The organism is Acinetobacter sp. YH18001, from assembly GCF_013416975.1.
Classification (GTDB): domain Bacteria; phylum Pseudomonadota; class Gammaproteobacteria; order Pseudomonadales; family Moraxellaceae; genus Acinetobacter; species Acinetobacter pseudolwoffii.
This window is the reverse complement of record NZ_VPEU01000017.1, coordinates 35,718-57,023: the sequence shown is the minus strand read 5'-3', so window position 1 is coordinate 57,023 and position 21,306 is coordinate 35,718. Positions and strand designations below refer to the sequence as shown.

The 21,306-nt window shown below is 44.2% G+C and carries 24 protein-coding genes and 2 tRNA genes; 16 read left to right on the top strand and 10 right to left on the bottom strand.

Annotated elements, in window-relative coordinates; translation table 11 throughout:
* Window positions 1-35: 35 nt before the first annotated feature.
* The 6 genes from FTV48_RS07625 to panD all read left to right on the top strand — a co-directional run bounded on the left by FTV48_RS07625 (window position 36) and on the right by panD (window position 2,789).
* A tRNA-Gln gene (locus FTV48_RS07625) sits at window positions 36-110 on the top strand.
* Window positions 111-202: 92 nt separating this feature from the next.
* Window positions 203-277 (top strand) — tRNA-Gln (locus tag FTV48_RS07620).
* Window positions 278-313: 36 nt separating this feature from the next.
* Window positions 314-1,267: a ribose-phosphate pyrophosphokinase gene (locus FTV48_RS07615; RefSeq protein WP_005097740.1), complete on the top strand. Its 954-nt coding sequence runs from the start codon at window positions 314-316 to the stop codon at window positions 1,265-1,267.
* Window positions 1,268-1,365: 98 nt separating this feature from the next.
* Window positions 1,366-1,662, top strand: a complete 297-nt coding sequence (gene rplY / locus FTV48_RS07610; RefSeq protein ID WP_005097741.1) for a 50S ribosomal protein L25 — start codon at window positions 1,366-1,368, stop codon at window positions 1,660-1,662.
* 18 nt (window positions 1,663-1,680) lie between these two features.
* Window positions 1,681-2,262 (top strand): aminoacyl-tRNA hydrolase, encoded by a 582-nt coding sequence (gene pth / locus FTV48_RS07605; RefSeq protein WP_005097742.1) that lies wholly within the window; start codon window positions 1,681-1,683, stop codon window positions 2,260-2,262.
* A gap of 146 nt (window positions 2,263-2,408) precedes the next feature.
* A complete protein-coding gene (gene panD / locus FTV48_RS07600; RefSeq protein WP_005097743.1) occupies window positions 2,409-2,789 on the top strand; it encodes an aspartate 1-decarboxylase in 381 nt (126 codons plus the stop codon).
* A 69-nt stretch (window positions 2,790-2,858) separates the two neighbouring features.
* Here panD and FTV48_RS07595 read toward each other — a convergent pair whose 3' ends face one another.
* The 4 genes from FTV48_RS07595 to FTV48_RS07580 all read right to left on the bottom strand — a co-directional run bounded on the left by FTV48_RS07595 (window position 2,859) and on the right by FTV48_RS07580 (window position 6,466).
* Complete coding sequence (locus tag FTV48_RS07595; RefSeq protein WP_159138247.1) at window positions 2,859-3,431, bottom strand: GDYXXLXY domain-containing protein; 573 nt, start codon at window positions 3,429-3,431, stop codon at window positions 2,859-2,861.
* Entirely contained in the window at window positions 3,428-5,233 is a 1,806-nt protein-coding gene (locus FTV48_RS07590) for a DUF2157 domain-containing protein (RefSeq protein WP_179999901.1), read from the bottom strand. The genes FTV48_RS07595 and FTV48_RS07590 overlap by 4 nt, the downstream gene beginning before the upstream one ends.
* Window positions 5,234-5,323: 90 nt before the next feature.
* Window positions 5,324-5,935, bottom strand: coding sequence for a LysE family translocator (locus FTV48_RS07585; RefSeq protein ID WP_179999899.1), 612 nt, complete (start codon window positions 5,933-5,935; stop codon window positions 5,324-5,326).
* Window positions 5,936-5,980: 45 nt separating this feature from the next.
* A complete protein-coding gene (locus tag FTV48_RS07580) occupies window positions 5,981-6,466 on the bottom strand; it encodes a DUF1289 domain-containing protein (protein ID WP_035337988.1) in 486 nt (161 codons plus the stop codon).
* 198 nt (window positions 6,467-6,664) lie between these two features.
* On the opposite strand from FTV48_RS07580, the gene FTV48_RS07575 reads away from it, so the two are divergent.
* From FTV48_RS07575 to FTV48_RS07560, 4 genes are all read left to right on the top strand, one after another.
* Window positions 6,665-7,597 (top strand): rhodanese-related sulfurtransferase, encoded by a 933-nt coding sequence (locus FTV48_RS07575; protein ID WP_005097749.1) that lies wholly within the window; start codon window positions 6,665-6,667, stop codon window positions 7,595-7,597.
* A 206-nt stretch (window positions 7,598-7,803) separates the two neighbouring features.
* Window positions 7,804-8,082, top strand: coding sequence for a hypothetical protein (locus tag FTV48_RS07570; RefSeq protein ID WP_005097750.1), 279 nt, complete (start codon window positions 7,804-7,806; stop codon window positions 8,080-8,082).
* Window positions 8,083-8,169: 87 nt separating this feature from the next.
* Window positions 8,170-8,787, top strand: a complete 618-nt coding sequence (locus FTV48_RS07565; protein ID WP_074383408.1) for a DedA family protein — start codon at window positions 8,170-8,172, stop codon at window positions 8,785-8,787.
* A 30-nt stretch (window positions 8,788-8,817) separates the two neighbouring features.
* A complete protein-coding gene (locus tag FTV48_RS07560; protein ID WP_074383409.1) occupies window positions 8,818-9,243 on the top strand; it encodes an ABZJ_00895 family protein in 426 nt (141 codons plus the stop codon).
* A gap of 67 nt (window positions 9,244-9,310) precedes the next feature.
* On the opposite strand, the gene FTV48_RS07555 is transcribed toward FTV48_RS07560, so the two are convergent.
* Together FTV48_RS07555 and FTV48_RS07550 are read right to left on the bottom strand one after the other, a co-directional pair.
* Window positions 9,311-9,835 carry a YecA family protein gene (locus FTV48_RS07555; RefSeq protein WP_005169813.1) on the bottom strand — a complete coding sequence of 175 codons (525 nt, stop codon included), beginning with the start codon at window positions 9,833-9,835 and terminating at the stop codon, window positions 9,311-9,313.
* A gap of 71 nt (window positions 9,836-9,906) precedes the next feature.
* Complete coding sequence (locus FTV48_RS07550; protein ID WP_005169810.1) at window positions 9,907-10,113, bottom strand: PA3496 family putative envelope integrity protein; 207 nt, start codon at window positions 10,111-10,113, stop codon at window positions 9,907-9,909.
* A 346-nt stretch (window positions 10,114-10,459) separates the two neighbouring features.
* On the opposite strand from FTV48_RS07550, the gene rpoD reads away from it, so the two are divergent.
* The 6 genes from rpoD (at window position 10,460) to FTV48_RS07520 (ending at window position 17,059) form a co-directional block, all read left to right on the top strand.
* Window positions 10,460-12,394 (top strand): RNA polymerase sigma factor RpoD, encoded by a 1,935-nt coding sequence (gene rpoD, locus FTV48_RS07545; RefSeq protein ID WP_225554192.1) that lies wholly within the window; start codon window positions 10,460-10,462, stop codon window positions 12,392-12,394.
* Window positions 12,395-12,508: 114 nt separating this feature from the next.
* Window positions 12,509-12,796: a YbeD family protein gene (locus FTV48_RS07540; RefSeq protein WP_005169807.1), complete on the top strand. Its 288-nt coding sequence runs from the start codon at window positions 12,509-12,511 to the stop codon at window positions 12,794-12,796.
* A 150-nt stretch (window positions 12,797-12,946) separates the two neighbouring features.
* Window positions 12,947-13,606, top strand: a complete 660-nt coding sequence (gene lipB, locus FTV48_RS07535; RefSeq protein WP_074383411.1) for a lipoyl(octanoyl) transferase LipB — start codon at window positions 12,947-12,949, stop codon at window positions 13,604-13,606.
* A 74-nt stretch (window positions 13,607-13,680) separates the two neighbouring features.
* Window positions 13,681-14,214 (top strand): hypothetical protein, encoded by a 534-nt coding sequence (locus FTV48_RS07530; protein ID WP_005097759.1) that lies wholly within the window; start codon window positions 13,681-13,683, stop codon window positions 14,212-14,214.
* A gap of 1 nt (window position 14,215) precedes the next feature.
* Window positions 14,216-15,400: an iron-containing alcohol dehydrogenase gene (locus FTV48_RS07525; RefSeq protein WP_005097761.1), complete on the top strand. Its 1,185-nt coding sequence runs from the start codon at window positions 14,216-14,218 to the stop codon at window positions 15,398-15,400.
* Window positions 15,401-15,664: 264 nt separating this feature from the next.
* Window positions 15,665-17,059 (top strand): APC family permease, encoded by a 1,395-nt coding sequence (locus FTV48_RS07520; RefSeq protein WP_005097762.1) that lies wholly within the window; start codon window positions 15,665-15,667, stop codon window positions 17,057-17,059.
* Between the two features lie 61 nt (window positions 17,060-17,120).
* Here the strand turns inward: FTV48_RS07520 and FTV48_RS07515 are convergent, their stop codons facing one another.
* The 4 genes from FTV48_RS07515 to serS form a co-directional block, all read right to left on the bottom strand.
* Complete coding sequence (locus tag FTV48_RS07515; RefSeq protein WP_218945896.1) at window positions 17,121-17,516, bottom strand: hypothetical protein; 396 nt, start codon at window positions 17,514-17,516, stop codon at window positions 17,121-17,123.
* Window positions 17,517-17,655: 139 nt separating this feature from the next.
* Complete coding sequence (locus tag FTV48_RS07510) at window positions 17,656-18,132, bottom strand: tRNA (cytidine(34)-2'-O)-methyltransferase (RefSeq protein WP_179999895.1); 477 nt, start codon at window positions 18,130-18,132, stop codon at window positions 17,656-17,658.
* Between the two features lie 415 nt (window positions 18,133-18,547).
* Window positions 18,548-19,930: a siroheme synthase CysG gene (gene cysG / locus FTV48_RS07505; RefSeq protein WP_179999893.1), complete on the bottom strand. Its 1,383-nt coding sequence runs from the start codon at window positions 19,928-19,930 to the stop codon at window positions 18,548-18,550.
* Between the two features lie 73 nt (window positions 19,931-20,003).
* Entirely contained in the window at window positions 20,004-21,275 is a 1,272-nt protein-coding gene (gene serS, locus FTV48_RS07500; protein WP_179999891.1) for a serine--tRNA ligase, read from the bottom strand.
* Between the last annotated feature and the right edge of the window lie 31 nt (window positions 21,276-21,306).

Sequence of the window (21,306 nt, the reverse complement as noted above, 5' to 3'; positions counted from 1 at the left end):
CAGCTACCCCTGCCATCTTACAGTTCATCAAATTTAGGGGTATCGCCAAGTGGTAAGGCACCGGGTTTTGATCTCGGCATCCGTTGGTTCGAATCCAGCTACCCCTGCCATTTTCTCGAAAAAAGACAGAACACTCATTTGCTGTAAGACTGTTAATTTACCTTGACACTTTACCGTAAAAATATTAAAGTTCTGCCGCATTAGGGGTATCGCCAAGTGGTAAGGCACCGGGTTTTGATCTCGGCATCCGTTGGTTCGAATCCAGCTACCCCTGCCATCTATTCCCATATATCCCAACCGCCAAGGGTGCTTCATGCCCAATCTTGTCGTTTTTAGTGGATCTGCGCATCCACAATTCGCTCAAAAAGTCGTAAGTCACTTACATATTCCTCTAGGCGCTGCCTCTGTAGGTCAGTTCTCTGATGGTGAAATCGCTGTCGAGATTACTGAAAACGTTCGTGGTAAAGACGTATTCGTCGTGCAACCTACTTGTGCTCCTACTAACGATAACCTGATGGAAATCTTAGTCATGGCTGACGCTTTGCGTCGTGCAAGTGCAGGTCGTATTACTGCCGTGATTCCTTACTTTGGTTATGCTCGTCAAGACCGTCGTCCACGTTCAAGCCGTGTGCCAATTACTGCTAAAGTCGTTGCAGACATGCTGACGACTGTAGGTATTGACCGCGTTGTGATGATTGATCTTCATGCTGACCAGATCCAAGGTTTCTTCGATATCCCTGTAGACAACATCTACGGTACACCAGCGCTACTTGCTGACTTACGTCAGCAGTCACATCACAACCTGATGGTGGTTTCACCTGACGTCGGTGGTGTGGTTCGTGCACGTGCTGTTGCGAAACAAATGGGTGATATCGATCTTGCAATCATCGATAAGCGTCGTCAAAAAGCGAATGAATCACAAGTGATGCATTTGATTGGCGATGTGAAAGATCGTGATTGTGTCATCGTCGATGACATGGTAGATACTGCAGGCACTTTATGCAAAGCAGCTGATGCATTGAAAACTTTCGGTGCTCGCAAGGTTGTTGCTTATGCAACGCATCCAGTACTTTCTGGTAAAGCATTAGAAAACTTAAGACATTCTGTGATTGATGAATTGGTGGTTTGTGACACCATCCCACTTTCAGATGAAGCTTTAGCACTGGGCAAGATTCGCCAGGTTTCCGTAGCCAGCATGGTTGCCGAAACGATTCGTCGCATTAACAACGAAGAATCTATTAGCGCAATGTTCGATTCTTATCTATAATAGAGCGCTGAATTTTCAAAGCCCTGCCATTTGGTAGGGCTTTTACTCACTAGACTGGTCGCAAGTCTGGTTCATTTAACTTAAATAGGATGTCTATCATGGCAAACTTCGTATTAAACGCAGCAGCACGTGAAGAAGCAGTTCAAGGGAAAGGTTCGAGCCGCCGCCTTCGTCTTCAAGCTAAAGTTCCTGCAATCATCTACGGTGGCGAAGCTGCTCCTGTAGCTGTTACTCTTGAGCTTCGTCAGCTTGTTAAATTCTTAGAAAACAACTCTTTCTTTGAAGAAGTTATCGAAATTGATGTAGACGGTAAAGTTGAAAGCGTGAAAATCCAAGCCTTACAACGTCACCCAGCTAAAAACACGCCTATGCACGCTGACTTTAAACGCGCATAAGTGTTAATGGTGTAATTAGTGTCAAATATTTCACTGATTGTTGGTTTGGGCAACCCAGGTTCTGAGTATGCCCAAACCCGCCATAATGCAGGGGCCTGGTTCGTAGAACGCCTTGCAGAGCAATATGGCATTACCCTCAAGAAAGACCCGAAATTCAATGGATTTAGTGGTCGTGGCAATATCGAAGGTCAAGACGTTCGTCTTCTTCTACCTACAACCTTTATGAACCTTTCCGGTAAAAGTGTTGTTCCTTTCGCCAAATTCTACAATATCGCACCTGAATCGATCCTGATTGCCCATGATGAACTGGATATGAATCCTGGTATCATTCGTCTGAAAACGGGTGGTGGTCACGGTGGTCATAATGGTCTACGCGATATCGTGCCGCATATTGGTTCAAACTTCCATCGCCTGCGTATTGGAATCGGCCATCCTGGTGCCAAAGACCGTGTTTCTGGTCATGTGCTCAGCAAAGCGCCCAGCAGCGAACAAAAGTTAATGGATGATGCAATTTCACATGCGCTCGCACGTACCAAAATGCTGGTGAATGCAGAAGTACAGCAAGCCATGAATCAAATTAATGCCTATAAGCCGAACTGATCATTCAAAAATCGCTGGACAATTCCGCTTGTCAGAAAGATCATTTAAGCGCAAAATGCGCAAGCCTACCCACTTATCCAGTGTCGTAGAAATTGATTCAACCATATGATGATCAAAGTCTTAGTTCAACTCAGGGGACGCTAGCCATGCTATCTCGTTTATTAAAATGCAAAATTCACCGCGCTCACGTTACACATGCAGAATTACACTATGAAGGTTCATGTGCAATTGATGGCGTTTTGATGGATTTAGCTGGCATTCGCGAATACGAAGAAATTCATGTGTGGAACGTGACCAATGGTAAACGTTTTGCAACTTATGCCATTCGTGGCGAAGATAATTCAGGCATCATTTCAGTCAATGGTGGCGCTGCACATCAAGCCGATGTAGGCGATATCATCATTATTGCAACTTTTGGTGATTTCACTGAAGCTGAAGCAAATGCACATCAGCCACGCTTGGTCTATGCAAATCCAAACAATACCGTCAGCCATACTGCCAACTGTATTCCGGTACAAGTCGCTTAAGTCGATTCGACCAGATTCCCAAAGCTCGCACCTCGCGGGCTTTTTTATGGCCAGAATGACTAAATATAATTAACTGCCCTGCCGCCAGCTTTTAGAACTTTCACAATTTAGGGGCTTTAAATGGGAGTCAACAAGATTAACCAGTAAAGCCTTTCCATTTTCCTTAAGCTTAAGTTCGGCAAATTTGGCACTGCGATAACACGGCTCCAGGCCTTCGGCGAATAAAAAACTATTGGCCGCCGGATATAAAGCTTCAAAACTATTGCGTGGATTCTTTAACAGCAGTTTTGCGGAAGATGCCGGATGAACTTGTAACAGACGCGGATCAAAACTGCTTCGTATCACCCGTCGTTGTGCATCCAAGCGTACATAGCTCATGATCTGAGACCGATCTTTAAAATCCTGAATAGTGATATCTGAACCTGTTTGATTCAGGGCAGTTTCATCAGCATCTAGACCAGCAAAATGCAACTGATAATTCAGCGCCATATAATCGCCCTGCAAAATCGAACGCGGATCGACGGGCGCCAACTTAACAAAAATACTCTGACTATTTCTTAAATGCCATTCATGCTGGATAATTAAGCCCACAAATAAGGCAATACTAAAAATACTCAGGTGTAGCACCCAAAACTTTTTCATGAGGTCACTCCTGTTTTCGACTGAAATTTCGGTGAGCTCAACACATAAGCCAGAAGCAAAACCAGCAGACCTGAAGCAAAGATACTGACACTCTTAAATAAAAAGCTGAGTCCCAGATTGTAATACAGCAACCATAACCAGAAGATCAGTAACAGAACCAATAAGGCCTGCATCAATCGCTGTTGATTGACCATCGCCCAGGCCATAAGTACCAGAATGATGAAAATTTCAAAATAGCCCAGTGCAATCAGTAAAATGCCTGCGGCAGGAATCAGCCAGAGTGGTGTCAGCGAAAATTGCTTCAGATGTATTCCGATAAAACTCAGCAGCCATACTGCGGGTAAAATATAGAAAACAATTGCTTCATCTATACCGCGCGGATGCAGTTGCTGCGCTACGCCAAATTGCAACAGACATTGAAAAATAGCCGTTGCTGCCAAAATACTGATCATCCACAGATTCACACTTTTGGCATAAGCTGAAGCAAGCCAGTGTCTTGCAGTGAGTAAAGCCACGGTCAGCACACTGTAATTCAACAGCATGATCCATGTGATCAGGCGATGGTCATGAGAAAATGGGTGCTGCTCGATTAAAACTGCAATTCCCAACGCATGAGCCAGTAATAACTGTAATAGCAGCACCAGCCAATGCATGCGATTCATGATACTTAGCAACGTAATACCGATTTGTATCAGCCAGATCAACAACAAACTATCTGTCAACAATTCGGTATGAATCAGGACAGCAGCCTGACCGCAGACCCACAAACAATAAGCCAATTGCCGCAGAAAAACTGAAGGCTTGCTATGAATCAACCACCAGGCAATCCCGATAAAGATTAGCCCCATCAGGATGGATAAACTTTCCCAATAGGTCAGCAACAGTATGGCCAGTATCACACCAGCAATCCATGCGCCCAGCGCCAGTGGAATGACCGAAAACCGGCTCTGGGGTAACAGCTTTATCAGCAGCGCACTAATCGCCGCAAACCAGCCAAAGATGAGCAAAGCCAGCACCAATAAGCCTGCAGCTGAATTTTGCAAATATTGGTCTGTGAGATCAAAAATCAGAATGCTAAAACTCAGTGCCAGCCCTGCAACCAGCAAACTGGTTTCCAGCTGTTGCTGCCGAGTATAGAAATAAGCACTAAATAACAGTGCTAAGACCAGTACCGAAGCCAAATACCAGATCGAATTCGAGTCGATAAATCGAAACATGCTAAATACCGAAATGAGTACCACCACGGCAATCAACAGATAGCGTAAAACCGGATAATAGCGTAATGCATAGATCAGACTCAGTCCGGTCAACAGATTAAGACTGAGCAGATAGGCAGTTTCAGCACGTACCAACCAAAAGCTTTGTTTAAAATAAAAATAAAGCGCCAGCTGGCTGACCACGCAAAATAATGCAAACACACCAATATTCGGTCGATACAGCCAAGGCAAAAGTAACAAGGCCCAAAGCAAAAACAATTGATAACTGTCAGCACCGGTCTGATAAATCTGCCCAATCACCGCCAGACTTAAGCCCAGCATTAAACCCGATACAGTATCCAGACTTTGTCTTAACTTTTCTCGCGCAGCGAAATGCACACTCAGCAATGCCGAACCCAGCAATAAAACTTGCGGCATAAACAACTGGACAAATTTCGGCAGCATCCACCAGTTTGCTGCCAGCAGATATACGATACTGACAGCGATCAGCGCGAGTCCAATGATTTGAAGAATCTGAATAACAGCAGGTTGAATAAATAACAGCGGTGAGAATGGATGATCGGGCTTGGGTACTGTTTTAGACATGCTGATCTGTTCAATTTTTATTTGATTTTACCTTAGCATGATTTTTAGCGCATATGCCAGGCAGGAATCTTACAACTGTGCAGTACTTTTTTAAATCAGGATCTGATAAATGCCGTAAAGAGCAATGATCAGCAGAATGAGACCACACAAGGCCAGCAAATGCGGATACAACCGAGAACGGGATAAACGATTAAAACCCAAATACACCACTGACAGGGTCAGGAAATCCAGCACGATCCAGCTCAGGGTTAAGATTATGAGACTTAAATCGAGATCAGATGTAATACCAATAAACTGCGGGAAAAAAGCCGCAAAGAAAATAATATCTTTGGGATTGGAAATACCGACCAGAAAACCCTGCTGAAAGCCGCCACGTACCGGAGATAACTTCTTTTGAGCTGACTCTGCTTGCTGAAAAATCACCTCCCGAAATGTTTGCAGCCCCAGATAACCAATATACAGACAACCCAGCAACTTGATGGCATCCAGCCACTGTTCATTAATGACCAGCAAACCTTTCAGGCTTAATATCGATAAAGCAATCAGTATCAATGAAGCGAAATTGGTGCCAAAAATAGTTCTTAAAGCCGCAGCATAACCGCCTTTTAGACCGGCACTGGCCACCAGCAACATCACCGGACCAGGCGTGGCGATCATTACCACAACAGCCAGACAATACAAGAGATACTCACTGATATTCATGCTCTTCCTTCAGCTGTTGTTATTTTTTGCATAAAAAAAGAGGACTTATTCCTCTTCCTGCAGATGAATCAGATGCTGACTAATGCCATCCGCCCGCAGAAAAGCCAGATCATAACTGGCAGTGGCCAAAGCCAGAATCCGGCGCTCAAATTCATCCCAGAGTGGACGTACCTGCTTATAATGAATCCCCAAACCACTATCATCGGTAAAATGCCGATTTTTTTCACAGAGCTTTAAAGCATGATACAGCTTACGCCCTTTGGAGGCATCGTCACGTAAACGTACCCGTTTTGACAGCACAAAGGCTTGAACCTTGACGATATCTGCATGTGGCAACAACGGCACTAAAATCTGATCCAGCTGTGCATCCAGACGCCGCCATACGGCATGATGCTGATCAGCGCCATAAGTGTTCCAGTGAATCACCTCATGATTGAAACGGCGGCAACCACGACATACCGCATCACCAAATACGGTCGAGCAACGCCCAGCACACGGGGTTAAAGACGCAATACGACGATCTGAACTCAAAACACACTCCAAAGATACTGCAACTTCCAGTACCTGCATCACTGCATAAAACTTTACAAAATTCCGGGTCGGGCATGACTATACACGCTCTCCCCCATGAATTGAAGCCTGTTAAAAGGCAAGTGTTTTACTCGCTTATTCACTCGAATCACGCTAAAATATGCGCCTTTAAATTATCATGCTACGTTGGAGTATTCCATGAACGCTACTGTAGAACAGCTTGCACCTGTAGAACAGCAAGCGACCTCAGGTTGGGTTGTTGCCGCACTTTATCAATTCAAAGAAGTTCAAGATCCTGCCGATCTTCAACAACGTCTTTTAGACTTGGTAAAAACAATCAACCTTTGTGGAACACTCATTGTAGCGGGTGAAGGGATTAACGGTACGGTTGCAGGTGACCGTGCATCGATTGATCAAATTCACCAGTTCCTTCTCAATGAAGGCTTTGTTGAGATGGAATATAAAGAGTCAGACAGCTCTGACAAGCCATTTCGTAAAATGAAAATTAAATTAAAAAAAGAAATCGTGACTTTAGGGGTAGAAGTGAAACCACGTGATCTGGTCGGTCACTATCTTGATCCTCAGGAATGGAATGAACTGATTGCACGTGATGACGTGATTCTGGTTGATACCCGTAACGATTACGAATACAAAGCAGGAACGTTCAAAGGCGCGATTGACCCGAAAACTGAAAGCTTCCGTGAATTCCCTGAATATGTGAAAAATAATCTGGAACAGCACAAAGACAAGAAAATTGCCATGTTCTGTACCGGTGGTATTCGCTGTGAAAAATCAACCTCTCTGCTTCTGCAAGAAGGTTTTACAGAGGTGTATCACCTGAAAGGCGGTATTTTAAAATACCTGGAAGAAACTCCGGCTGAAGAAAGTATGTGGGAAGGCGAATGCTTCGTATTTGATGGCCGTACAGCAGTAACACACGGTGTCGAAGAAGGTCAAAACACCAAATGCCATGCCTGTGGCTGGCCTTTGCTTCCTGAAGAAGTGGCGCTGCCAAGTTATGAACATGGTGTCTCTTGCGTGTACTGCATTGACAAGACCACAGAGAAACAAAAAGACGGTTTCCGTATGCGTCAGTCCCAAATTCTGGCAGCAAAACGTAAACGTCTCTAAGCCAGCCGCTTTGTAAGAAAATATATAAAAACCCTCTTCGGAGGGTTTTTTATTTACATAAAAATTACAACAGTAATAAAACTCTCACCAATTCATTACCAAGAACCTTATTTTTTTCCAAGCAAGATTGCTAGTCTATTGAAAAGTCTATCTTAAGCCAAGTCTTTCATTATTAACTTAAATTTTAAAATGAAAAGGAATATAACATGACCAGTTCACTTGCTCGAGATCCAGATAATCTGGTTCAGTTTCAACCCAAAGAGAATATAAAACAACAACGACTTCATCAGGTTAATGACGAGCTTGAGAGCCAGTCACATGTGTTTGTGGTCATCTTGGGAACTGTGATTGGCGCGATTTTAGCGCTGTTTATTGGTTATCATCTTAATACCAGTGTCATTCATTTTATGCTGCTGAGTGTTTTACCTGTCTGTTTGGCCTATGGCTTACGCAAAGTCTATATTTATACGCTGACACATAGCTGATTCTGCCTGCTCATTTATATTCCAAGACTTTACCGCATAAAAAATACTGCTTAGGATACAGGCAGTATTTTTTATTTTGACCATCTTATGAATTTAACTGAATGGATTATTTCCGTCATGGAACAACTGGGCTACTGGGGTATTGCCCTGCTCATGTTTCTGGATAATGTCTTCCCACCCATCCCTTCCGAAATCATTATGCCTTCTGCGGGCTATTCGGCCTCTCAGGGTGAGTTAATACTGGTCGGGGTGATCATGGCCGGTTGCATTGGCTCATTACTAGCAGCAGCCTTGCTGTACTGGGTGGGTTATAAATTCAATCACGATTCCATTTTCAAGTTTGTCGACCGTTATGGCAAATATCTGTTTATCAAATCCAATGATGTGAAAAAATCACTGAGCTGGTTTGAACATTATGGACATCGGATTGTGTTTTTTGGCCGCATGGTTCCTGCCGTCCGCTCACTGATCAGCATTCCTGCCGGCATGAGCCGTATGCCCTTCTGGAAATTCATGTTCTATAGCACACTCGGAACCATCATCTGGACCACGTTTTTGGCCTGTGTCGGATTTTACTTTGGTGAAAACCAAGAGTTGATGCAGCAAATTTTCAGTAAAGTCAGTTATGTGATTATTGCGATTGTTATAGTCATTATTGCCTGGGTTATCTACCGTAGACAGCAGCGTAAAAATCGTCCATCCTGAATAGACCTCAGCATGAAGGAGGCTAAAACGATGTCGCACTATCTTAAATATTTTGCCACCGTTTATCTTAGCTTGGTTCTATTCGTGGGCGTACTCATTTATGTATTCAATCTGGGCGCGATTCTCCTGATCCCGGCCCTGATCGCGTCGGCCTTTCTCAGTGCCCGATACTTTGTGAAGAGAGAACAACGTTTACCCAGCAAGGAAGAGAAAAGCAAACTGGTATGGGGTTCTACCATCATTGCGATTACATTTGGGTTTATTTTTATATTTGTTGTGATCTGGATGCATCCACAGACTGAAGCCATCTTCAACAACATGGCTTATACCGGAAGGGGCCCGAATTCATTTCTGATGGCCGCTGTGATTGCGGTACATGGTTTGATCTTTCATATTGCCTATAATGGCTATGCCCGCTACAGTCTGAGCAAACGGGTCGGTATTGAAAGAAAATAAAATCCCTTCGATGCTTTGATAAAAGTCCAAAGCTAAAAAAAGCACCGTGCGGTGCTTTTTTTATGAATTATTCTGGAGTGTGATACATCAGATACAATTCATTTAAGTTGTCTGGAATTTCTTCTGCAAGTTCGTCCATTAACTGGCCATTGCGACGGAAAGTTTCCATTTGCGGATCTTCATCATCAATGCCGCTGAAGACCATGATTGGCAGAGTTAAATCTACCAGTTGCTCTTCAAATTCTTCAGTAAACCAAGCTTCTTCGTTCAGGAACATGGCATCGACAAAGCCCACACTCCAGTCACCCAAGCTTGATTCGGTGTCTGCTTCTTCAATTTCAAATGGGAATGTAATCCCTTCTTCATTGGCTAAGCTTTGACGGATAGACTCTAACCATGCTTGTACCTGAGTGATGATTTCTGCAGGCACTTTCTTTTGATTGCTATCAAAAAGCTCGTCTAACCATTTGTCGAATTTTGGGCCTACTGCAATAGCACATAAGAAACCATGGGTTGCTGCGAAATCTAGACCATGTTCATTTTGGTCACCATCTAGATATTCACTCAACAGGTCTAAATCTAAAGCACTCATCTAACATCCAAACTTAGAAAACCGAAAGGTTTAGCATAGCATTTATTCAGGCCATGCTAAATCCGAATTCGTTAATCTTCGTCATCAAAATCGTCATCATCGTCGAAGTCATAGTCAAAATCTTTGAGTTCGCGTTCCAAGCGACGTTGTGAAAGTAAGTCATCAATCAGACGACGTTTTTCCAACGACTCTTTAGCGCTCAGCTTGCTGGAAGCTTCATCGAAATTAACATCATCCTCACCGAAGCTATCATCTAGTTCAAAATCTGTAGAAGACACTAAAACTTCCTCATAGTGAAAAATGTAAATGGTTTTAGCGCTATTTATCTTGCCTAAAACCACAAGTCAAGTTTTATTTAAATTTTCGTATTTTAAAGTTGTAAATAGGGCTTTTTTTTAAGGACATTGTGTGACATGATATAATCCACCCTGCGTCCTTATGTTTTTTGACTACACATTTTTTGGTCAAATACACAGATGCCGGGGTTGGACTTGAAAATAACAAATTCATCCCCATCTTAAATTACTGAATTTCATTTTAAATATTTTATCAGACAGCTTGAATGCTGAATACTCTGATGAAATACGTAGGCTATTCACTAAATTTAATGAGCTTAAATCGTGCATAAGTTGTACGGTTTTTCCTGTCACAGATTCAACGAAGAGTAAGCAAAAGATGAGCGATATGACTTCCCCTACTTCACAAGTAGCGGCTCTGATTAGCCGAGGCAAAGAACAAGGTTACTTAACCTTCGCTGAGGTTAACGATCATCTGCCGGACTCCATCACAGAAAGCGAGCAGATTGAAGATATCATTCAGATGCTGAATGACGTGGGTATTCCTGTACATGATCGCGCGCCTGAATCTGATGATACGATGTTCGAAGATACTACAGAAGCTGCCGATGAAGTTGCAGAAGAAGAAGCTGCAGCCGTACTGGCCTCTGTAGAAAATGAGCCAGGTCGTACAACTGACCCTGTGCGTATGTATATGCGTGAAATGGGTACCGTTGAGCTTTTAACCCGTGAAGGCGAAATTAGCATTGCAAAGCGCATCGAAGAAGGTATTCGTGATGTTTTGCACTCGATTGCTTACTGGCCCAATGCGGTAGAAGTTGTACTCCAAGAATATAAAGATTATGAAGCGGGCGAACGCCGTCTTGCTGACCTGTTATCGGGTTATTTAGATCCTGAATCAGACGAAGAAATTCCTGAAGTACTCGAAGAAGAAGTCGAGATCGCTGAAGACAAGACTGATTCGAAAAAATCGACCAAAGATGTAAAACTGGACGATGATGAAGAGGAAGAAGCTGAAACTGAAGATGATTCAGAAGCTGATTCTGGTCCAGATCCTGAAATTGCCAAAGCACGCTTCACTGAACTTGAAAATGCATGGTTGAATACCAAAACAGCCATCGAAAAACATGGTCGTGACAGCGAAGAATCTGAAGCTGCGCTGGAAGCACTGGCGACCGTATTCATGATGTTCAAATTCACGCCGCGTCTATTCGATATCATTTCAGAAATGATTCGTGGTACGCATGACCAGATCCGTGGTGCAGAACGTGAAGTGATGCGTTATGCCGTGCGCCGTGGTCGTATGGATCGTACCCAGTTCCGTACTTCTTTCCCGGGACAGGAATCGAATCCAGCCTGGTTAGATGAACAGATCGCGAAAACACCTGCAGACCAGAAAGCCTATCTGGAAAAAGTACGTCCCGATGTATTGGCCTTCCAGCAAAAGATTGCCGATATCGAGAAAGAGCTTGGCCTTGATGTAAAAGGCATTAAAGACATTGCCAAACGCATGGCCGTTGGTGAAGCTAAGGCACGTCGCGCCAAGAAAGAAATGGTCGAAGCCAACTTGCGTCTGGTGATTTCAATTGCGAAAAAATACACCAACCGCGGCTTGCAGTTCCTGGATCTGATTCAGGAAGGTAACATTGGCTTGATGAAAGCGGTGGACAAGTTTGAATATCGTCGTGGTTATAAATTCTCGACTTATGCAACCTGGTGGATTCGTCAGGCGATCACCCGTTCAATCGCCGATCAGGCACGTACCATTCGCATTCCGGTGCACATGATCGAGACCATCAACAAGATCAATCGTGTATCGCGTCAGCTTCTTCAAGAAATGGGGCGTGAACCGACACCTGAAGAGTTGGGCGAACGTCTGGAAATGGACGAAGTCAAAGTACGTAAAGTGCTAAAAATCGCCAAAGAACCGATTTCGATGGAAACACCGATCGGTGATGATGAAGATTCGCATCTGGGTGACTTCATTGAAGACAGCAACATCACGTCACCAATTGATGCTGCGACTTCAGAAGGCCTAAAAGAAGCGACACGCGAAGTTCTGGAAAACCTGACTGAACGTGAAGCCAAAGTCCTGAAAATGCGTTTTGGTATCGACATGCCGACCGACCACACCTTGGAAGAAGTGGGCAAACAGTTTGATGTGACACGTGAACGTATTCGTCAGATTGAAGCTAAAGCGTTACGCAAGCTTCGCCATCCATCACGTTCAGAACATTTACGTTCATTCCTCGAGAATGATTAAGATTTGATGCTTGCTATGGGGACTTGAAATTTACTTCAGTGTCTCCATTTTAAGTAGCCAAGACAGACCCAAACGCCTGCATGATTGCAGGCGTTTCAAATCAGGGGGACTACCATGTTAGACCGTACACCATCTCGTGAACTTCAAGAACATCTTTGGGTTTTCCCTATGGATTATCCGATTAAACTGATTGGCCTTGCTGGCATTGAACTGCGTCAGGCCGTGAATGATATCTTTGTAAAACATTTTCCTGAATTTGATGGCAGTGAGATGACCATCACACCGTCGCGTACTGGCAAATATCATTCCATTACCGCACAACTGCGCTTTTTGGAACTGGAGCAGGTACATGCCGTATATGCAGATTTGGCCGCCTGTCCGCTGATTAAAACCGCACTGTAATCAAAAATACAAAAGACACGCTTTCGGGCGTGTTTTTTATGCCTGTACAATGACTGAGCTAGCGCTTAAATATTGTAGGTCTCGCCCCTATTTCATGCCGAAATCATTATAATTATGACCAGTTTTTTATAATTACCAAGGACACTCCCTGTGACTGATGTGCTGCAAAAGCCCGAGCTGATCATTCGTCAATATCACGACCTTACTCCTTATGAAGATCGCTTTCTGGAAATGAAAACATTTACGGAAAACCGTGATGAATATAGTCCGGATCAGCTGTGGATTCTGCAACATCAGGATGTATTGACTCAAGGTCAGGCCGGTAAGCCAGAACATATTCTGATATCGAGCAATATCCCGGTAATTCAAACCGATCGTGGTGGTCAAGTGACCTGGCACGGCCCGGGCCAGCTGGTGGCTTACTTCATGTTTGACCTGAATCGCCTAGGCTGGAATGTGCGTACACTGGTGTCCTATGCTGAAAACCTGATGATCGATCTGCTGAAAAAATACGGCATTGATGCTTATGCCAAACCCGATGCACCGGGGGTCTATGTGGCTGAACGAAAAATTGGTTCACTGGGTTTTAAAATTCGTAAAGGCCGTAGCTATCATGGTCTTTCCTTAAATCTGGATTGTGACCTGAGCGGATTTAATACCATCAACCCTTGTGGTTATGCGGGACTGGAAATGGTTCGCATGAGCGACCTACTGGAACAACCGCCACAATTCAACCAGTTATGTCGTGAAATTATTGAAACTTTGCGCCACAGCGGTTACTTTAATCAAGTCACTGTCGAGCAAAGATAAAGCCTTTGCATTTCACCCCCAAATAAATTAGAGTATTTACTCTAAACCAATAATATTGAGATAGGGATCATCACGTGATTGCAACTAAATCCGTAAAACCCGCTTTGCAGCTTGCCTATGTCAAACTCATGATGGATGTGATTGGCCGCGGTCTGGTCATGGCAAGCCAGGTGGATGAAGAAATCAAACAGGAAGTTGCTCAATTTCCAGTCCATTTCACTCTTTCCATGAAAGTCTTTCCGCATGGCCCAGCCTTTGTGGCGCGGGTCACTGAGGACAAGCAATTGGAACTGGTGAAAAATCTGGAAAAAGCACCTGATCTGACTATTACCTTTAAACATCTGCACCATGCTTTTTTAGTTTTTTCCTTTCAGGAAAGCACCTCTCAAGCCTTTGCCAATGACCGCATGATTGCCGATGGCGATATTTCCAATGCCATTCGTCTGGTGCGTTGTCTAAATAAAATGGAAGCACTGATTTTGCCTAAACTGGTGGCGCAACTGGCTGTCAAAGAATATCCAAGCAATCTCAGCCTCAAGGAAAAACTAAGCGAAGCGAGCAGTATTTATCTAAAAATCGCTCAATCTTATTTAAAACGGAGTGTATAACATGGCTAAACCTTATTATGAATTTTTCTGTCCAGTTAAAGTCATTGCCGGACATGCCGCGTTAGAACATATTCCGTTTGAGCTTGCAACTTTGGGGGCCAAACGTCCACTCATCATTACCGACAAAGGTGTACGCGCCAATAATCTGCTGGCACCGATTGAAGCTGCATTTGAAATGGCGGATGCTGCAATTGTAGCCATTTTTGATGACGTACCACCCGATTCTAGCTTGGGTACAGTACGTAGTGCGGCGAAACTGTATCGTGAAAATCACTGTGATGCGATCATTGCTGTGGGCGGCGGTTCAGTCATTGATACCTCCAAAGCAACTAATATTCTGGTCTCTGAAGGCGGTGATGACCTGCTTAAATATTCTGGTGCCCATAACCTGCCTAAGCCGCTGAAGCCATTTTTTGTGATTCCAACAACTTCGGGGACAGGCTCAGAAGTCACCATGGTGGCCGTCGTCTCAGATACTGAGAAGAATGTTAAAATGCCTTTCGCATCGTATTATTTGATGCCGCATGCTGCGATTTTAGATCCGCGCATGACCCAGACTTTGCCGCCGCATTTAACCGCCATGACCGCAATGGATGCACTGACCCATGCGGTCGAAGCTTATACTTGCATGGCAGCCAATCCAATCTCAGATGCTTATGCCACCGCAGCAGTCAAGAAGATCAGTAGCCATCTATTCAATGTGCTGGATAATCCCAATGATGCGCAAGGCCGTCTGGAACTGGCTCAAGCATCGACCATGGCCGGTATTGCATTTTCTAACTCGATGGTCGGGATTGTGCATTCACTCGGTCATTCACTGGGTGCAGTGGTGCACTTGCCGCATGGTTTATGTATGAACCTGTTCCTGCCGTATGTGCTGGAATACAACAAAGAGGTCAATGGTGACAAGATTGCTGATCTGTTGCTACCTTTGGCAGGTGCCGATATTTATGCGCAAACACCAGCACATTTACGCGCAGACAAAACCATTGCCACTATTCTGACCATGCGAGATCGGATTTATAGTCTGACCAAACTGCCACGTACATTACGTGAAACCGGCAAGATTTCTGAAGCGCAGCTGGATGAAGTGGCAGAGAAAGCCCTGAACGATGGTTCCATCATTTATAACCCGAAAGAAGCCACCCTGGAAGATTTAAAATCTATCTTAAAAAAGGCTTGGTAATTACTGAAAAATAAGCCAATATAGCGAAAATTAAAGCCTGATGTTTTTTTAGACATCAGGCTTTTATCTTGCATAAAGAAATCATTGCGTTAATTTGAATGGCATACTTTATGCACCTCAAAAGTCAAAAAAATAGCTAGCAAAAGCCCTTCTTTTCAAGTAGATTGGCGGGCTTTTATAGAAAACTGTAGGGGGGATCGTTCGTCTCAAACGATCCTTATAAATATGACTGATCCTTGATCAACGATTAAGAGGATAACGCCGTTGACTAATATCTCTGGGACTCAATCGGCAGCTAAACTGCAAAAAACGCTGGGACTCTGGCACATCATTATTATTGGTTTGGCTTATATTCAACCCATGACCTTGTTTGATACATTCGGTCTGGTATCTGAAGAAAGTAACTTCCACGTTCCCACCTCTTACATTTTTGCACTGATTGCAATTTTGTTAACCTCTTTGAGCTATGGTCATATGATTCGTCGCTACCCTTCTTCGGGTTCGGCCTATACCTATGCGCAAAAATCCATTCACCCGAATGTGGGTTTCATGGTGGGGTGGTCATCTTGGCTCGATTATTTATTGTCGCCAATGGTCAACATCATTCTTGCCGTCATTTACCTAGAAGCCCTGTTCCCTGATATCAATCATTGGGTTTGGGTCGTGGTATTGACTGCATTCATGACTGGCATCAATTTACGTGGTGCGCGCTTTGTAGCGAACTTCAACAGTATGATCGTGTTCGTGCAGTTGATTGTCATTGCCGTATTTACCTGGATGGTCTACAGCAAGTTACAGGCTGGCTTTAATGCGGATGGTCCAATCACAGCTGAGCAACGCTATCAGCTCTGGAGTCTGGAACCGTTCTGGAATGAATTAACGTCAGTAGGCGCCCTGATTACTGGTGCGACTTTACTGTGCTTCTCTTTCACTGGTTTTGACTCTTTAAGCTCGCTGGCTGAAGAAACCAAAGATACTGAAAAAACTTTGCCTAAAGCGATTTTCTTGACCGCTTTAATTGCCGGTATTATTTTCATTATCAGCACTTACTTCATGCAGATTTACTTCCCGAACAATCCAGGTTCATATTTCCAGAATATTGCTGAAACTCAGCCGGAAATTTTGATGCTGGTGGGTGGGTCCTTGTTCCAGGCTTATGTACTTGGTTTTGCAATCATTACCGTCATGGCATCAGGGATTTCTGCACACGCAGGTGTATCTCGCTTAATGTACGTCATGGGCCGTGATGGCGTGATCAACAAGAAAATCTTTGGTCATATCAGTCCGAAAAACTACACACCGTCATACAACATTATGATTGTCGGTGCTGTAGCCTTAACAGCTGGCTTCATGGATCTTGATTTTGTGATTTCACTGATCAGTTTCGGTGCATTGACGGCGTTCAGTTTCGTAAACTTGTCTGTCATTTCACGCTATGCTTTACGTGATGGTCGTACCAAAACTGCGAAAGAAATTCTGAACTTTGTGGTGGTACCACTTGCAGGTTTCATTGCAGTATTTGCCTTATGGCTCGAAGTTGATCAAACCTCATTGAAATATGGTCTGATTTGGGCATTTGGCGGTATCTTGTACCTGGGTTATAAAACCAAAGGTTTCAAGCATCCTGCACCTCAGCACAACGAATTTGACGATAAATAATATCGTTCCGGTTCAAATAAAAAAGGCGCTTTAAGCGCCTTTTTTATGTTTTTGATTTTACTTAGGATAAATGACAATCAAAACCCATTTGGGTATTGACCCGATTATTTTCATAGCCCAGTTTTTCAATGAACAGACTTCTATTCGACAATAATTTTTGCTCTTCCGGATTTAGTCTGGCTTTATTCTTGACCGCCAGCTGATACATTTCATTGACCACATCCTGAAAAATAGCACAGACTTCCTGACGTTTGGTCTGCTTCAATTTACGTCCACGCCAAGTCCATTCAAAATCATCGGAATTCAGACTCTGTCCCCAGTTATCGATCCGCGCATCCAAGCGTTTTTGCATGTCAGCCAATCCTTGCTGTATTTCCGCTTGCGTAATTGGCTGAACTTGTTGCGTTTCCCCCATTACATCACTTGCTTCTTGCGCACCGAGGTGTAAAGCAGTCATTCCAATACAACAGGCCAAGGCAAATTTTAATATCGGCTTCACGCGTATATCCTTCTTATTCCAATCAGTTGTATCTCTCTATCCTAGCAAATAAAAAAGCCACCCAAAGGCAGCTTTTCAAATTATTGTAAATTTAAGCTTAGAGCGCTTTAAAACCCTGCTGACGCCAGGCTTCATATACAATCACTGCCGTGGCATTCGAAAGGTTTAAACTACGAGAGTTCTCTGCCATCGGTAAACGAATCCAGTGTTGCTGCGGGAACATCATCCGAACATGTTCAGGCAGACCACGCGTTTCCGGCCCCATCAGCAAGGCCACAGGACGGTTTAAATCCGAAGTGTGCGGAGTTTCAGAACCTTTGGTGGTCAGTGGATAGACTGCATCCAGAGCAATGCCTTTACTTGCCAGATCGGCCAGACAATCTTCGATAGTGTCCCAAATCTGCATACGTGCATATTCGTGATAATCCAGACCGGCACGTCTCAGTTTTTTATCATCCAGTTCAAAACCCAGTGGCTTGACCAGATGCAACTGTGCTCCCGTATTGGCACACAGACGAATAATATTGCCTGTATTTGCAGGAATTTCGGGCTCATATAAAACAACGTGGATCACTTATTTCTCACTTTATACATTTCATTCAGATATAGCTTTCAACTTATAGATCAAACAGCAACATCAGTGCTGTTATCTAGATACAGCTTTTTCCTGTATTCGGACCATGAGATTAATCGTCATATCCTTTTATTCAGGTGTAATTTTCGTCTTGCAGTCAAACCAAGAGACAACTTTTGCTTATCCTCTTACTCAGGCATGGCCTTCGTCTTGCGCTCGGGCAAAAAGTATCAACTATTGCTATCCTCTTACTCAGGCATGGCCTTCGTCTTGCAGTCAAACCAAGAGACAACTTTTGCTGATCCTCTTACTCAGGCATAGCCTTCGTCTTACGGTCAAACCAAGAGACAACTTTTGCTTATCCTCTTACTCAGGCATAGCCTTCGTCTTGCGCTCGGGCAAAGCAGTGCTTTGCTTATCCTCGCTCATGCCATTGCAGTTGTTCACGCAAGCGAACCACTTCACCAATAATGGTTAAAGTCGGTGCCTGAATTTGATGCTCAGACACTTTAGAGGCGATGTCAGCAAGGGTTCCCACCACAACTTTTTGCTCAGGAGTCGTGCCTTTAGAGACCAGTGCCACCGGCATATCTGCGCGTTGACCATGAGCGATTAACTGCGCACAGATTCTTTCCAATCCCACCAGTCCCATATACAGCACCAAGGTCTGGTTTTCATAGACCAGCTCACGCCAAGGCAATTCAGGCGAACCTTCTTTTAAATGACCTGTCAGGAAACGCACACTTTGTGCATAATCCCGATGCGTTAATGGAATACCGGCGTAGGCGGAACAACCTGAAGCTGCGGTAATACCCGGCACCACCTGAAAAGTAATACCTGCCGCAAACAGTTCTTCAATTTCTTCGCCGCCACGCCCAAAGATGAAAGGATCACCGCCTTTCAGACGACAAACCCGCTTGCCTTCACTGGCATATTTGACCAATAAAGCATTAATCCCATCTTGTGGAACTGCATGATTGGAACGCGCCTTACCAACATAGATTTTTTCCGCATCACGGCGACACAGATCCATAATCGGTTCAGACACCAGGCGATCATAAATCACCACATCGGCTTGCTGCATCAAACGTAAAGCTTTCAGGGTCAACAGTTCTGGATCACCTGGACCTGCACCCACCAGATAGACTTCACCTTTCGGCTGTTGCCACTCTTGTAATGCTTGCTCGATCAGACGATCTGCTTCAGCCATATTGTCATTAAACACCTGCTCTTTCAGCGGACTGGCGTACAGATCTTCCCAGAAAATACGGCGCTGATCCGGATTGACAATTTTTGCTTTAACGCGACTGCGCCATTTGCCTGAAAACTCAGCCAGCTTGCCCATGCCATGTGGAATCGTCGCTTCCAGTTGAGTCCGAATCTGGCGTGACAACACCGGCGATGTGCCATTCGATGCCACCGAAATCACCAGCGGTGAGCGGTCAATAATCGCAGGCACCATAAAACGGCAATGTGGTGGATCATCAACACTGTTGACCAGTACATTTTCAGCTTCGCACAGCTCGAAAACCTGACGATTCACATCAGCATCATCTGTTGCTGCAATCACTAAACGATAATGGCGTAAAGGAATCTGTGTACTGAATGGTGCCTGCTCATATTGCCCTTGAGACTGCTGAACAATCTCAAGTAAATTGGCATCAATTTCAGGTGCAATGACATGAATCACTGCTCCTGCTTTTGCTAATAATACCGCTTTACGGTAGGCAATATGTCCACCACCGACAATCAGACAAGGTTGCTGTTGCAACTTTAACGAGATTGGAAAGATATCCACGAACTACCTCAAAATTTTAAATCTGATTGTCTATGCAATTTTCATGCACATTTAGCGATGCTGATATCAAGCATTAGTCGATATAAGTCGCACCACCCATATATGGACGCAATACTTCAGGAATCTCAATCGAACCGTCTGCACGCTGATAGTTTTCCATCACTGCAAGCAAGGTACGACCAACAGCCAGACCTGAACCATTCAAGGTATGTACAAATTCAGTTTTTTTCTGGTCGGCACGGTAACGCGCTTTCATACGACGCGCCTGGAAGTCACCCATGTTTGAACATGAAGAGATTTCACGATAAGTATTCTGGCTTGGCACCCAAACTTCAAGATCATAAGTCTTGGTCGCGCCAAAGCCCATATCACCGCCACAAAGGATGATCTTACGGTATGGCAGACCTAATGCTTGCAAGATGCCTTCAGCATGGCCGGTTAAATCTTCCAGTGCCTGCATAGACGTTTCAGGTTTAACAATCTGAACCATTTCCACTTTGTCGAACTGGTGCTGACGAATCAGGCCACGGGTATCACGGCCATAAGACCCTGCTTCACTACGGAAACATGGGGTATGTGCTGCATATTTTAATGGCAGACGATCTGCATCAATGATTTCATCACGCACGAAGTTAGTCACTGGCACTTCAGCAGTTGGAATTAAATAGAATTCTTTTTCGCCTTGAAGTTTAAACAGATCTTCTTCAAATTTAGGCAACTGACCTGTGCCACGTAATGAATCCGCATTCACCAAATACGGTACATAAGCTTCAGTATAACCATTCTGGTCTGTATGCGTATTCAGCATGAACTGTGTCAATGCACGTTGTAAACGCGCCAATGGGCCTTTCAAAACACTGAAACGAGAACCGGTTAATTTGGTTGCGGTTTCAAATTCCAGACCGCCCATCATTTCACCGAGGTCAGTATGGTCTTTGATCTCAAAATCGAATTCACGTGGTGTACCCCATTTCAGGATTTCCACGTTATCGCTTTCGTCTTTGCCTTCAGGCACAGCTTCATCTGGCAAGTTTGGAATAGACAGTAATTTTTCTTCAAGCTCCGCTTGCAGTTCAGCCAGTGCTGCTTCAGCCGCTTTGATTTCATCACCAATCGCAGACATGCGTGTCATGATTTCAGAAGCATCACCGCCTGCCTTTTTAATTTGACCGACTTGTTTTGCACCGGCATTACGTTCAGCTTGCAGTGTTTCTGTCTTGGACTGAATTTCTTTACGGCGCGCTTCTAGGGAGGACCACTCTTCAACATTGAGTTGAACACCACGTTTTGCCAAGGCCAAATTTACAGCCTCAATATTGTTTCTGAGTAATTTCGGGTCGATCATAATCAATCTTTGCAGAAGAAAAAAACTGGCT